9 protein-coding genes are annotated in these 13,394 nt (G+C 66.0%); 8 read left to right on the top strand and 1 reads right to left on the bottom strand.

Annotated elements, in window-relative coordinates; translation table 11 throughout:
- The first annotated feature begins 13 nt into the window (after window positions 1–13).
- From CKO27_RS15920 to CKO27_RS15885, 8 genes are all read left to right on the top strand, one after another.
- Window positions 14–556 (top strand): hypothetical protein, encoded by a 543-nt coding sequence (locus tag CKO27_RS15920; RefSeq protein ID WP_200375898.1) that lies wholly within the window; start codon window positions 14–16, stop codon window positions 554–556.
- Window positions 557–645: 89 nt separating this feature from the next.
- The gene (gene nifW / locus CKO27_RS15915) at window positions 646–990 is read left to right on the top strand and encodes a nitrogenase-stabilizing/protective protein NifW (protein WP_200375897.1); all 345 of its coding nucleotides are present in this window, start codon (window positions 646–648) and stop codon (window positions 988–990) included.
- Window positions 974–1,483, top strand: coding sequence for a nitrogen fixation protein NifZ (locus tag CKO27_RS15910; protein WP_200375896.1), 510 nt, complete (start codon window positions 974–976; stop codon window positions 1,481–1,483). The genes nifW and CKO27_RS15910 overlap by 17 nt, the downstream gene beginning before the upstream one ends.
- Window positions 1,480–2,373: a nitrogen fixation protein NifM gene (nifM, locus tag CKO27_RS15905; RefSeq protein ID WP_200375895.1), complete on the top strand. Its 894-nt coding sequence runs from the start codon at window positions 1,480–1,482 to the stop codon at window positions 2,371–2,373. Before CKO27_RS15910 ends, nifM begins: the two co-directional genes overlap by 4 nt.
- Window positions 2,370–3,662 carry an ATP-dependent Clp protease ATP-binding subunit ClpX gene (gene clpX / locus CKO27_RS15900; protein ID WP_200375894.1) on the top strand — a complete coding sequence of 431 codons (1,293 nt, stop codon included), beginning with the start codon at window positions 2,370–2,372 and terminating at the stop codon, window positions 3,660–3,662. Before nifM ends, clpX begins: the two co-directional genes overlap by 4 nt.
- 289 nt (window positions 3,663–3,951) lie before the next feature.
- Entirely contained in the window at window positions 3,952–5,547 is a 1,596-nt protein-coding gene (locus CKO27_RS15895; protein WP_200375893.1) for a response regulator, read from the top strand.
- 19 nt (window positions 5,548–5,566) lie between these two features.
- Entirely contained in the window at window positions 5,567–5,950 is a 384-nt protein-coding gene (locus CKO27_RS15890; protein ID WP_200375892.1) for a response regulator, read from the top strand.
- 339 nt (window positions 5,951–6,289) lie between these two features.
- Entirely contained in the window at window positions 6,290–13,000 is a 6,711-nt protein-coding gene (locus CKO27_RS15885; RefSeq protein WP_200375891.1) for a PAS domain S-box protein, read from the top strand.
- A 204-nt stretch (window positions 13,001–13,204) separates the two neighbouring features.
- Here CKO27_RS15885 and CKO27_RS15880 read toward each other — a convergent pair whose 3' ends face one another.
- Window positions 13,205–13,369: a hypothetical protein gene (locus CKO27_RS15880; RefSeq protein ID WP_200375890.1), complete on the bottom strand. Its 165-nt coding sequence runs from the start codon at window positions 13,367–13,369 to the stop codon at window positions 13,205–13,207.
- Window positions 13,370–13,394 lie beyond the last annotated feature (25 nt).

Raw genomic sequence — 13,394 nt, 5'->3', positions numbered from 1 at the left:
GGGGCCTAGATCCATGGATTTCCTGGACTTCACCGGCGAGGAAATGTACTTCGACGAGCCCATCGGCGCGGACGTCGAGGGTCTGCTGATGGACGCGGCGCGGCGCTATGGCGAGGACGCCGCCGAGTTGAGTCTGCTTCAGGCCTATTTCCTGGAGCCCAGGCACCTGACGGTCCTGGTCGCCCTCTATCGCTATTTCTATTACCGGCACCGCTATCGCGAAGCCCTGATCACCGCCGAACGCGCCATCGGCATCACGGCCGAGCGCCTGGATATGCCGGCCCATTGGGGCGACATCCACGAGGCCGATCTCGGGCGCGCCGCGCTGGTGTCCATGTCGCTGACCCGGTTTCTGCTGCTGGCGCTCAAGGGCTCCGGCTATCTGCTGATGCGTCTCGGCGAATCGGCCGAGGCCCTGGCCCGCTTCGAGAAGCTTTCCGAGATCGACACCAGCGACCGGCTCGGCATCAAGGAACTGCTGGGCATCGCGCGCGCGGCGGTCGCGGAGGCGAATCTCGCGGGAGCCGGCGACAATATTCGGTATCTCGGCCGTTGAGCCGGACCCCAACAAGCGCGGACAAGGGGTCAGGCGACCGACCGAATCCCACCAACTGAACACCGACCACTGAAAGAGAGACGATCACCATGAACGACGACGACTTCGAGCTCGACCTGAGCGAACTGTCCAGCGCCGAGGACTTCCTCGACTATTTCGCGATCCAGTACGAACCCGCCGTGGTGTATGTCAATCGTCTGCACATCCTGCAACGCTTTCATGACTACCTCGCGCAGATCGAGGAGATGCCCGATTCGGTCCAGGCAAAATGGGCGCTGCATGCCGACCTGCTGCGCGCCGCCTACCAGGACTTCGTCCAATCGGACGCGGCGACCGAAAAGGTCTTCCGGGTGTTCCACATGCACGAGCCCAAGTCGGTCTCGATCCCGCTCAGCGACCTGATGGAGCAGGTATCCCATGCGCCCCGAGTATGACTATGGCGACGAGGTTCGGGTGCTACGCAATGTGCGCAACGACGGAACCTATCCCGGCGAGCCGACCGGCGCCCTCTTGATTCGTCGCGGCAGCACCGGTTTCGTGCGCGATGTCGGCACCTTTCTTCAGGACCAGATCATCTATTCGGTGCACTTCCTGGACAGCGACCGGGTGGTCGGTTGCCGGAGCGAGGAGCTTCAACCGGTCGACGCGCCCTGGATCCCAAGCCGTTTCGAGTTCCGCGACCTAGTGGCGGCCGTGATTCCGCTCGGCATCCAGGGGCGTGTCCTGGTCCAGGCGGGCGAGGTCGGCGAGGTGATCCGAGTTCTGCGCGATCATCCGGGCGGCCCGGCCTATCACGTCCACTTTCCCGACCGTAACACCCTGGTGGTGCCCGAAACCGCCTTGACCGAGGCCGATCCCTCGCCCGAGGGCGAGGCGCTCCCCAAGCTGGATCGGGTCGCCCAACCTGGAGCCGGTGCCGCCTCATGAGCCTCCCCTCTCCTTGCCCCCAAGAACCGCGCGCCGAGTATCGCTACCATCTGCTGCGGGCCGCCAGCGAGCGCTTCCAGGCCGATTTCGGCGCGCTGGATCCGGGACAGAGGAGCGAGGTCGAGCGCCAGGCGGACCAGACCTTCGCGCTGGAGACGCTGGTGCTCGCCACGCCCGAGGCCCGTGACACGCTGATCCCCGAGCAACGCATCGACGAGGCGGTGGACGAGATCCGTCGACGCTATCCGGACGAAGCGGGTTTCCTGACCGAACTGAAGGCCAACGGACTCGACGCGACCCTGTTGCGGCAAGCGCTCCGGCGCGAGCTGCTGTTCGACGCCGTGATGACCCGCATCGGCGCGCGCGTGGAACCCGTCACCGAAATCGACGAACGCCTCTTCCATGAGTTGCACCGGGATCGCTTCACGACCCCGGAACAGCGCCGGGCGCGCCACATCCTCATCACCATCAACGACGACTACGCGGAAAACCGCCGCGAACAGGCGCGCCGCCGGATCGAAGCCGTCGCGGCCGAGCTGAACGGCCGCGCCGAGGTGTTCGGCGCCTTCGCCGAACGCCACTCCGAGTGCCCGACCGCCATGCAACAGGGAAACCTCGGCACCCTGCCGCCCGGACGTCTCTATCCCGAACTGGATACCGCCCTGTTCGCGCTGGGCGAGGGCGAGGTCAGCGGCGTGCTCGAATCCGAGATCGGCTTTCACCTGCTCCTGTGCGAGCGGATCGAGCCTCCCCGCTTCATCTCCTTCGAGCAGGCCAGACCCCGGATCCGCGCCATCCTTGAGGCCCGGCGGCGGCGCGACGGTCAACGGGCCTGGATCGCCGGGCTGCGCCAACAGGCCCCACCCCGCACGGAGAGATCGATGGCATGAACGACAAGGTCCACAACTGCTCCTTCTGCGGCGCCGCCCAGGCCCCGGAGACCCCGCTCATCGCCGGGATCGAGGGTCACATCTGCGAGGCCTGCGTCTCGCTCGCCCATCAGGTCGTCACCAGTTGGGGACGCGCCCGAGCGCTGGTCGGACCCTTGAAATCGCCCCCCAAGCCGGCGCGCATCAAGGAGCATCTGGACCGCTACGTGATCGGACAGGAGGCCGCCAAGGAAACGCTGGCGGTCGCCGTCCATAACCATTACAAGCGGCTCGCCGTCGAGGCGAGTCAACCGCGGCGCTCGCTCGAGGACGACGACCGGGTCGAGATCGACAAGTCCAACATCCTGCTGCTGGGTCCGTCCGGAACCGGCAAGACGCTCCTGGCCAGCACCCTGGCGCGGATCGTCGGCGTCCCCTTCGTCATCGCCGACGCCACCACGCTCACCCAGGCCGGCTATGTCGGCGAGGATGTCGAGAGCATCCTCATGCGTCTGCTGGACGCCGCCAACGGTAACCGCGAGGTCGCTGAATGGGGCATGGTCTACATCGACGAGGTCGACAAGCTGGCCCGTCAGGGCGAGACCGCCCACGGCACCCGCGACGTTTCCGGCGAGGGCGTGCAACAGGCGCTGCTCAAGCTGGTCGAGGGCACCCAGGTCAAGCTCAATCCCAAGGGCCGCAAGGAAGGCGGCGAAAGCCTGCTGATCGATACCCGCAACATTCTATTCGTCGTCGGCGGGGCCTTCGCGGGACTGGAGAAACTGCTCAGGCGGCGGCTGCGCGAGGGCGCCTCCGGGATCGGCTTTCACGCCGTCGTCAGCCAGCCCGAGGCGACCGACAAACGCGATCCCCATCTCTACCAGGAGACCCACCCCGACGACCTGCGCCAGTTCGGACTCATCCCGGAATTCATCGGACGCTTCCCGGTCCTGGTCGGCCTGCACGACCTGGACGAGGCCGCGCTGGTGCGCGTGCTCACCGAGCCGCGCAACGCCCTGGTGCGTCAGTACCAGCAGCTCTTCGCCTTCGAAGGAGTCGCGCTCACCTTCACCCCCGAGGCCCTGAGCGCCATCGCCCGCAAATCCATCGAACGCGGCACCGGCGCGCGCGGTCTGCGCAGCGTGATGGAGGGACTGCTCCAGCGCGCCATGTTCGACCTGCCCTCGCTCTCCAACGTCATCGGCTGCCGGGTGGATGCGCCGGCCGTCAATGGGGATAGAGCCATTGAATGGCTACATGGCCCCTCCGAGGATAACCAGCCGACCGAGCGGATGAGTATCGGCGACTGAGCCCGAGCGGCCGAATCGCTCGACTTCAACTCTGGCCGGTCGCTCGCGTTAGGGCACGGACGTTCCAGGAATCCCATCCACGGGCGATGGCCGGTGCGCATCAGGTTTAGTCGCACCCGTTTTTGGCCGCCAGGTCGGCTGGGATGATTCGATCCGATGACCGAAAAGCTGGACCAGCGCTCAGCGCGGAAGACGCGGGTCGCCTAGAATCCATTCCCTGGGAAGCCAGGAGCCTTGGAAAGCGGGGGCCCTGGCGACAGGCCTGTCCCGCGACGGATTGAGGTGATCGATGGATTCGTACAAGGCGAATCAACAGTTACGCGCGCTGGTTGTCGATGACATCGGGGTCATGCGCCTGCTGGTGCGCAACAACCTTCGGTCCATGGGGATCGAGAACACGATGCTGGCGGCGAACGGTCGGGAGGCGGTCGAATTACTGAAGCATTGGCCCTTCGACCTGGTGCTCACCGACTGGAACATGCCGCTGATGGGTGGCCTGGAGCTATTGGTCCATATCCGTGGGTCCGAACGCCATCCGGATGTGCCGGTCATCCTGATCACCGCCGAGGGCGATCGCGCCCAGGTACGAAACGCGATCACTGCGGGCGTTTCGGATTTCCTGGTCAAGCCTTTTACCTTCGGCACCTTTCAACGCAAGGTCCAGCGGATCGTCGACGGCCTCGGGTCGCGCCCGCCCGCGCGCGATGAGCGTTCGTCGCCGGACAGGCCGGCGCCCCTGGCCGAACCCATCCCGACACCCGTCGCGCCGGCGGCTCGCCCCAGCGCGTCCCGTCCAGGTATTTTCGACGCGGTCCCGACGATTCTCGCCGTCGACGACATCGCCGACAGCATTCGCCTGATCACGGGGATCCTCAAGGACGACTATCGCGTCAAAGGGGTCAAGAGCGGCGCCCTGGCGCTCGAGATCGCGCGTTCCGACGATCCGCCCCACCTCATTCTGCTCGACATCATGATGCCCGACATGGATGGACTCGAGGTCTGCCGCCAGCTCAAGGACGACCCGCTGACGCGCGACATCCCGGTCATCTTCCTGACCGCCAAGGCCGATGCGGAAGACGTGATCGGCGGCCTCGACCTGGGGGCGGTCGACTATGTCACCAAGCCGACCAACCCGGCGGTTCTCAAGGCGCGTATCCGCACGCATCTGCGATTGAGCCGTCAGCAGGAGGAACTGCGCGAGCAGCGCACACTGGCGCTGGAGAATGCCCGGTTGCGCGAAGACATCGAACGGATGACGCGCCATGACATCAAGAATCCCCTCAATGCCCTGCTGGCCCTCGCGCGCGGCCTGGCCTCCAGCGACAATCTGTTACCCGAGCAGCGGGAATCCCTGACGGCGATGGAGGACTCCGCGCGATACGTGCTGGACATGGTCAATCACTCACTGGCGCTGCAACGCATGGAGATGGGCGTTTACCGGTTCGTGCCGGCCGAGGTCGGTCTGTCCGACCTGCTCGCCAAGGTCATCACCGAGACCCGCGCCGCCTTCGGATCGCTGAGCGTGGAGATACGCCAGCCGTCAGCCGAAGCCGTCAGTGCGCGCGGCGAGGAGTTGCTGTGCCACGCCATCTTCTCGAACCTGATTCGCAACGCCGCCGAGGCCGCGCCCGCCGACACGGCGATTGGCATCGACATCGAACCCGGAAACGGCCAGGTCGTCGTGCGCATCCATAACGAGGGAAGCGTGCCCGAGGGGGTACGCGACACCTTCTTCGAGAAATATGCCACCAGCGGCAAGAAAAATGGGACGGGCATCGGAACCTATTCGGCGCGGCTGATGGCCGAGACGCAGGGCGGGAGTATCTCGATGGAGACGTCCGACGACCGGGGCACCAGGGTCTCCGTGACCTTGCCGGCGGCTTGAGCCGAGGAGGACAACACCAATGAACGACGCCCCCCAGAGACCGACCATTCTGATCGTGGACGACACCCCCGCCAACATCGACCTGATCAAGTCGATGCTCCGCGAGACCTGCAAGGTCAAGGCGGCCACCGATGGCGAGAGCGCGCTGCGGATCGCGGCCAAGGCGCCGGGACCGGATCTGATCCTGCTCGACGTCATGATGCCTGGGATGGACGGGCACGAGACCTGCCGTCGACTCAAGTCCGATCCGCTCACCGCCGCGATCCCGGTCCTCTTCGTGACCGCTCGCGAGGACGACGCGGAGCGGGCGCGGGGTCTGGCGCTCGGCGCGCTCGGCTATGTCGCCAAGCCGATCGACGCGACCGAGCTGCTGGAGCGCGTGGCGGCCGTGCTGGGTGGCTGAAGGCTCGACTCCGGGAGAACCGCCTGCTTCCAGCGACCGAATCCGGAGCGGCTGGGCGATCTCCAGAACACCCCGTACCCGCCGATCGGCCGCTCGATTGGACAGGATGGGACAGGATGATCGGGAGGCGGCGGTGCCCCAATCGAGATGATCGGCGCGTGGAGGATGGCACGCCCGACCAGCCTCACGGCCAGACTCGGCCTACTTCCACGGGCTTTGCCCATCCTTGTATCTTGAGCCTCGGAGCGTACAGGATGGGCATCGCTATCGCTCTGCCCATCCTACGAATTGGAGCACTACCGCATGCGGATCTGGAGTCGCCTCGGGAGATTGTCGATCATGCGAAGGATGGTTCGGACCCTGTCGCGAGTCCTTTTGGTGTTCGCCGCCTTGATGGGATGTCTCGGAATCGCGGCGGCCAGCGCCGGGGAGGAGCCAGGCGACCAGCCACCGGACTCAAGCCTTCGGGAGCCGCTACCGGAAATCCACCTGACCGCGCACGAGCGCGCCTGGCTGAAACAGCATCCCGTCATCCGGGCACACAACGAGCAGGACTGGCCGCCGTTCAACTTTCGTGACCAAGGAGAGCCGCGCGGCTTCTCCATCGACTACATGAACCTCCTGGCGGACAAGCTGGGCATCGAGATCCATTACCAGAGCGGCCCCGACTGGAACGCCTTCCTGGACCAGATCCGGGACAAGCGGCTCGATCTCATGCTCAACATCGTCAAGACGCCGGAGCGCGAGCGGTTTCTGCTGTTCACCGAGCCTTACGCGACGACCCCCAACGTCATCGTCAGTCGCCGGGACGCGCCGATCGCGAGCCTGGCCGAGCTGGACGGCCGCGCCGCCGCCTTCCCCCGCGGCTTTTTTCAGGAAGAGATCCTGGCGCGGGACTATCCGGGGATCGAACGCCTGGTGGTCACCGACACCCTGGCGTCGCTCAAGGCGGTGGCCTTCGGCAAGGCGGATGCCGCGCTGGGCAAGGATGCGGTGCTGCGCTACCAGATCGGCAAGCATCTCCTGACCAATCTGCGGGTCACCGGGGAGTTCGATATCGGCAATCCCGATCTGGGGAACATGCGTATCGGGGTGCGCGATGATTGGCCGCTGTTGCATGCGGCCCTCGGCAAGGCGATGGCCCAGGTCAGGCCGCAAGAGCTCAACGACCTGCGCCAGCGGTGGCTCGACCAGGCTTCGGACATGACGGGAGGCGAGGCGGCCAGCGAGCCGGAACGGATGTTCTCTCCCTGGGCGGCGCTGGCCTGGGTGATCGCGACGGTGGCCCTGTCGTGGTTGATTCTGGTCTTGCTGCGACGGATGGCGCGAGGCACGGAAGACCGGCTGTTCGATCGGCGCAATCTTCGTCAGGTCGCGTTCGCCGTGGTCGCGGTCATTCTGGCCGCGGTCCTGATGGTGGCGCGCCATGGCCTGGGGGAGATGGAGCGACTCTTGCGCGCGGAGATCGGCGATACCCTGCGAACCGTCAACGAGTCGGCGGACCACTCGCTGGAGATCTGGCTGGAGAGTCAGCGTCACCAGCTTCGTCACATCGCCCAGGATCCGGAACTGTCACTGGCGACCCGCCAACTCTCCGCCCTGTCGCGCGATCAGGCCGCCTTGCTCGCCAGCCCAGCCCTGGGCACGGCGCGCGCGCTCTATCGGCGACATCTGGAAGGGATGAGCGCCACGGGGTTCCTGCTCATCGCCCCGGATCGGCTCACCATCGCCGCCCGGCAAGACGCCGATCTCGGTGCCATTCATCCCCTTGTCACGCGGCGCTCGGCCTGGATCGATCGTGCCTTTGCCGGAGAAACGCTGTTCATCCCACCGGGCGGTCCCGAAATAGCGTCCGCCGGGGTCAAGGAAGGCCAGGCTGAACCGACGGCGGCCATCTTCCTGATCGCCCCGGTGCCGGACGATCAGGGCCGGGTGATCGGCGTGCTGGCCTTGAGCTTTGATCCAGTCGCGGATCTCGGCCATATCACCCGGATCGCGCGGATCGGCAAGACCGGCGAGACCTATGCCTTCGATCAAGAAGCCCGGCTGCTGACCCCATCGCGTTTTGCCGACGCACTGGCGCCTTTCCCCGAACTCTATCGGGGCGAAACCACCCTCCTGGGCCGGCGCGCCCGCGACCCCGGCGGCAACCTGCTCGAAGGTTACCGCCCCCGAACCGAACGTGCCCAATGGCCCCTGACCCGGATGGCCGGCGAGGCGTCGAGCGGCCGCGGCGGGCTGGATACCCAGGGCTATCGCGACTATCGCGGCGTCCCGGTCCTGGGGGCCTGGCGCTGGTCGGAGCGGCTGGGCATCGGCGTGGCCACCGAAATCGACCTGGCCGAGGCGCTCGCGCCCTATCACGCCATGCGCTCGCTGGTGCTGGGCTCGCTGCTGGGCATCGCTCTCCTCGCGCTGGGTCTGACGGCACTCATCGTCTGGTTGGGCGAGCGTACGCGCGGCCGTTTGCAGGTGCTGGTCGAGGCACGCACCAGCGAGTTGCGCCGCATCGCCCAGGCGGTCGAGCAGAATCCGCTGTGCATCCTCATCACCGACGCCGATGGCCGCATCGAGCACGTTAACCCGACCTTCACCAAGGTCACCGGCTACGAGCCCGACGAGGTCATCGGGCAGACCCCGCGCCTGCTGAAAGGCGATCAGACCCCGCCGGAGCGCTATCGGGAGCTTTGGCAAAGCATTCTCGCCGGCCAGGTGTGGCACGGCGAGTTTCGCAACCGCCGCAAGAACGGCGAGCTGTTCTGGGTTTCCGTCTCGATCGCTCCGGTGACCGACGAGGCGGGCCGGGTGACGCACTTCGTTGGCATCAGCCAGGATCTCACCGAGACCAAGCAGGTGGAACTGGCCCTGCGCGAATCGGAAAACGCCCGAAATCTGGCGCTTGAAGCGGCTCGGGTCGGCCTCTGGAGCGGCGATATCCCCAATGGAATCTGGCACTGGGACGCGCGGCTGAGTCAGATGCTGGGACTCCCCAAGGACAGCGTTCCCGACTTGGCGCTGTGGCGGCAGGTGCTGCATCCCGAGGATCGCGAGCGCATCCTGCGCGAACTGCAAGCGGCGCTGCTGGGCCAACGGGATCTGGATATCGAGTACCGCGTCATCTGGCCCGACGCAAGCCTGCATGACATCGCCGCGCGCGGCCGAACGGTCTTCGACGAGACCGGCCATCCGTTGCGCATCGATGGGGTCGCTTTCGACCGTACCGAGCTGCGCCGCGCGGAGGCCGCCGCCAAGACCGCCCAGGAGCGCAACGAGCTGATCCTGGATTCCGCCGGCGAGGGCATCATCGGTTTGGATACCGCCGGGCGGATCACCTTCTGCAACCGGGCCGCCGCCGAGATGCTGGGTTATCGGGTGTCCGAGTTGCTGGGTGTTTCCCTGCACGCCACCCTTCACGCCGGGCGCGCGGATGATCCGTCCCACGAGGTGGCCGACTGTCCCATGGATGCCTCCATTCGTGATGGCGAACGACACCAGATCGACGACGATCGGCTGTGGCGCAAGGATGGGGTCGCGCTCCCGGTCGAGTATGTCACCGTGCCCATGCGTAAATCCGGCCAGGTGATCGGCGCGGTAGTGGTGTTCAAGGACATCACCGAGCGCCAGCGGGCGGCGGAGGATCTGGCCGCGCGCGAGCGTCACTTCCGTAACCTGGTGGATACCATTCCAGGCACCCTCTACCGCTGTCGGCTGGACCGGCACTGGACCATGCTCTTCATCAGCGACGAGATCCTGCACCTGTCCGGCTATCCCGCCGGCGATTTCATCGAGAACCGGACGCGCACCTTCGCCAGCTTGATCCACCCGGAGGATACCGGCCATGTCGAGGCGGTGATCGGCGCGGCGGTCGCGGCGCATCTCCCCTACACCCTGGAGTACCGCGTCATCGACCGGGAGGGTCGGGTGCATTTCGTCTACGAGCAGGGTCAGGCGACCTATGACGAAGGCGGCGCGCCCATCAACCTGACCGGGACCGTGATCGACATCAGCGATCGCAAACGGATGGAGACGATGCTGGCCAGCGAGCGCGCGCAGCTCCAGTCCCTGCTCGATGCCAGCCCGATCGGGGTCGCCATCTCCACCCAGGGGATGATTCGTTTCGCCAACCCCAAGTTTCTGGACATGTTCGATTTGGCGGTCGGCGCGCCGGCGCGCGACCTCTATGTCGATCCCGCCGAGCGCGAGGCCGTCGTCGCCAGTCTCGCGCGGCTGGGGCGGGTCGAGAACCAGGAGGTTCGGATGTACGGACACGACCGCCAGATCCGGGACATGCTCGGCAATTTCATGCCCTTCAGCTACCAGGGCGAGGAAGGCGTCCTCGGCTGGCTGCTCGACATCACCGAGCGCAAGCAGGCCGAGGAGCGCGTGCGTGAAAGCGAGGCGCGGCTGGAGGCCGCCGCGACCGCCGCCAATCTCGGGCTCTGGGACTTCTTCCCCCAGCGCGGCGAGGTCTTCGCCAACGCCAACTTCGCCGCGATGCTCGGCTATGCCCCAGGTCAGATCCGCGAGTCGGACGAGAAATGGGCGCGCGTGATGGGAGGACAGGAGGGTCTGCGGCAACGGATCCATCCGGAGGACGTCGACCAGGCGACCGAGCATCTGCGGCGGCACCTGGCGGGAGAAACCGAGGTCTATCGCGCCGAATACCGCGTCCCCTGCGCCGACGGCGACTGGAAGTGGCTGCTCGACGCCGGCCAGGTCATCGAGCGCGACGAACAGGGGCAGCCCAGCCGGGTGGCGGGCGTGCGCGCCGACATCGACACCCTCAAACAGCTTCAGCAAGCCCTGGAGCAGGCCCGCGACACCGCCGAGGAGGCGACCCGCGCCAAGTCGGATTTCCTCGCCAACATGTCGCACGAGATCCGTACCCCGATGAACGCCATCATCGGCATGTCCTACCTGGCCTTGCAGACCGAGCTGGACCACCGGCAGCACAACTACATCGAGAAGGTCCACCGCTCGGCCGAGGCCCTGCTCGGGATCATCAACGACATCCTCGACTTCTCCAAGATCGAGGCCGGCCGGCTCGAGATGGAGACGACCGGATTCCGCCTTGAGGACGTGATGGACAACCTCGCCAACCTGGTCGGGCTGAAGGCGGAGGAGAAGGGCGTCGAGCTGATGTTCGATGTCGACCCGGAGGTACCGATGGCGCTCATCGGCGACCCCCTGAGGCTGGGGCAGATTCTCGTCAACCTCGGCAACAACGCGGTGAAGTTCACCGAGCCGGGCGGTGAGATCGTCGTCTCCGTCGGCGCGCGCGAGATGTCCGGGAGCGAGCTGGAGTTACGCTTCGCGGTGCGCGACAGCGGCATCGGCATCTCGCCGCCACAGCAGGCGCGGCTGTTCCAGTCGTTCAGCCAGGCGGACATGTCCACCACCCGTAAATACGGCGGCACGGGTCTCGGACTCGCGATCTCCAAGAAACTCATCGAGATGATGGGTGGCGAGATCGGCGTCGAGAGCGCATTGGGGCAGGGGAGCACCTTCACCTTCACCGCGCGGCTCGGCAAGCCACAAGAGGAGATCGCGCGACCCAGCGTCAAGGCCCAGGAGTTGCTTCCCCTGCGCGTGCTCGTCGTGGACGACAACGCCACCTCGCGCGACATCCTGGCCGCGATGCTGACGGCCTTTGGCTTCCGGGTCGACTCGGCCGAAACCGGAGAACGGGCGATCGCCCTGCTGGAGCAAGCCGACGGAGAGGAGCCCTTCGACCTGGTGCTCGTCGATTGGCGGATGCCGGGCATGGACGGCGTCGACACCATCCGCGCCATGCGCGGCCATCGCCGCATCACCCATGTACCCATGGTCATCATGGTCACCGCCTACGGGCGCGAAGAGGCACGGCAGGCCGCCGATGGACTGGCGCTGGCCGGTTTCCTCACCAAGCCGGTGACGCCCTCGACCCTGCTCGACACCATCATGCTCGCCATCGGACGCGAGACCGCGTCCAGAACCCGCGCCACCGGACGCCAGGAAGAGGCGTCGGAGGCCATCGCCAAGCTGCGCGGGGCCAGGGTGCTGCTGGTGGAGGACAACGACATCAACCTGGAACTGGCCCTGGAGCTATTGACCGGCAACGGACTGAGGGTCGAGGTCGCGAGCCATGGCCGGGAGGCCCTGGAAAAACTCGACGGGGGCCACTTCGACGGCGTCCTGATGGACTGCCAGATGCCGGTGATGGATGGCTACGAGGCCACCCGCGCGATCCGCGAGCGCGCGTCTTGCAAAACCCTGCCGGTGATCGCCATGACCGCCAACGTCATGGCCGGAGACCGCGAGAAGGCGCTGGCCGCGGGCATGAACGACCACATCGGCAAGCCCATCGACGTGCGCGAGATGTTCACCACCATGGCGAAATGGATCCAGCCCGCGTACCCGCCCGACGAGCCGCCCGAGGCGATGGAGGCGGGCCTCGCGCCCAGCCCACTGGAAATCCCGGATCTGCCCGGCATCGATACCGCGGCGGGTTTTGCGATCACCCAGAACAATCCCAGGCTCTATCGCAAACTGCTCGTCAAGTTCCGCGACAACCAGCGGGATTTCGCCGCGCGGTTCGCGCTGGCGCTCCGGGAGACGGATCCCGAGGGCGCGACCCGTTGCGCCCACACACTCAAGGGCGTGGCCGGAAACATCGGCGCGAAAGGGGTTCAGGAAGCCGCGCAAGCCCTCGAATCGGCGTGCGACGCGCGTCTGGGATCCGAGGTGATCGACGCCCGGCTGGCCCAGGTGGTCGCGGCACTGGAGCCGGTCATCCAGGGGCTAGCGGTGCTGGACCAGCCCCCGGCGATCACCTCCGAGGCCAGCCCAATCGACCGCTCCATCGTGGAACCGGGCCTGGAACGCCTGCGCGCCTTGCTTGAGGATTCCGACACCGAAGCCGCCGACCTGATCGAGGAACTGGCGCCGCACCTATCCGTCATATCGCTCTCCGACGCCCTGGAACGAATGACGCGAGCCATCGACGAATATGACTTCAGCTCGGCGCTGCGGGAGCTGGAAACCATGGAAATCCGATTGCGGGAATCTTGAGGATGATCGAGGGAGTCAGCCATTGGCCATTGGCCAGAGCGGGCGCACGGGCCGCATCCCATGACGCCAGTCTCGTCTCACGCCTCTTGCCGAGAAGAATAGGCTTGCCCGATCGAGGGTATCAACGCCCGGCACCACTAGCGTATGCATAAAAATAATGGCCAGCCTTATTTTTGTGCGTACAATTATTTTTATGGACATCCGCTACGACATCGCCAGAACGCCCGCGATCTCGCCGGGCGTGGCTTGAGCTTCGAGCGTGCGGCGGACTTCGATTTCGAGATAGCGCTGATTTGGATCGACACCAGAAAGGTTTACCCGGAAGCGCGCCTGTCCGCACTCGGCTTGATCGATGGCCGGTGCATTCACTCGTGTTCGCGGAAACCGAGAGTGG

This window comes from Thiocystis violacea, from assembly GCF_016583575.1.
Taxonomy (GTDB): Bacteria; Pseudomonadota; Gammaproteobacteria; order Chromatiales; family Chromatiaceae; genus Thiocystis; species Thiocystis violacea.
This window is presented reverse-complemented; position numbering and strand designations above follow the sequence as displayed.

Excerpts from the sequence above, each read along its gene's own strand:
- CKO27_RS15920 (WP_200375898.1), top strand. The coding sequence starts at position 14 with ATGGATTTCCTGGACTTCACCGGCGAGGAAATGTACTTCGACGAGCCC.
- nifW (WP_200375897.1), top strand. The coding sequence starts at position 646 with ATGAACGACGACGACTTCGAGCTCGACCTGAGCGAACTGTCCAGCGCC.
- CKO27_RS15910 (WP_200375896.1), top strand. The coding sequence starts at position 974 with ATGCGCCCCGAGTATGACTATGGCGACGAGGTTCGGGTGCTACGCAAT.
- nifM (WP_200375895.1), top strand. The coding sequence starts at position 1,480 with ATGAGCCTCCCCTCTCCTTGCCCCCAAGAACCGCGCGCCGAGTATCGC.
- clpX (WP_200375894.1), top strand. The coding sequence starts at position 2,370 with ATGAACGACAAGGTCCACAACTGCTCCTTCTGCGGCGCCGCCCAGGCC.
- CKO27_RS15895 (WP_200375893.1), top strand. The coding sequence starts at position 3,952 with ATGGATTCGTACAAGGCGAATCAACAGTTACGCGCGCTGGTTGTCGAT.
- CKO27_RS15890 (WP_200375892.1), top strand. The coding sequence starts at position 5,567 with ATGAACGACGCCCCCCAGAGACCGACCATTCTGATCGTGGACGACACC.
- CKO27_RS15885 (WP_200375891.1), top strand. The coding sequence starts at position 6,290 with ATGCGAAGGATGGTTCGGACCCTGTCGCGAGTCCTTTTGGTGTTCGCC.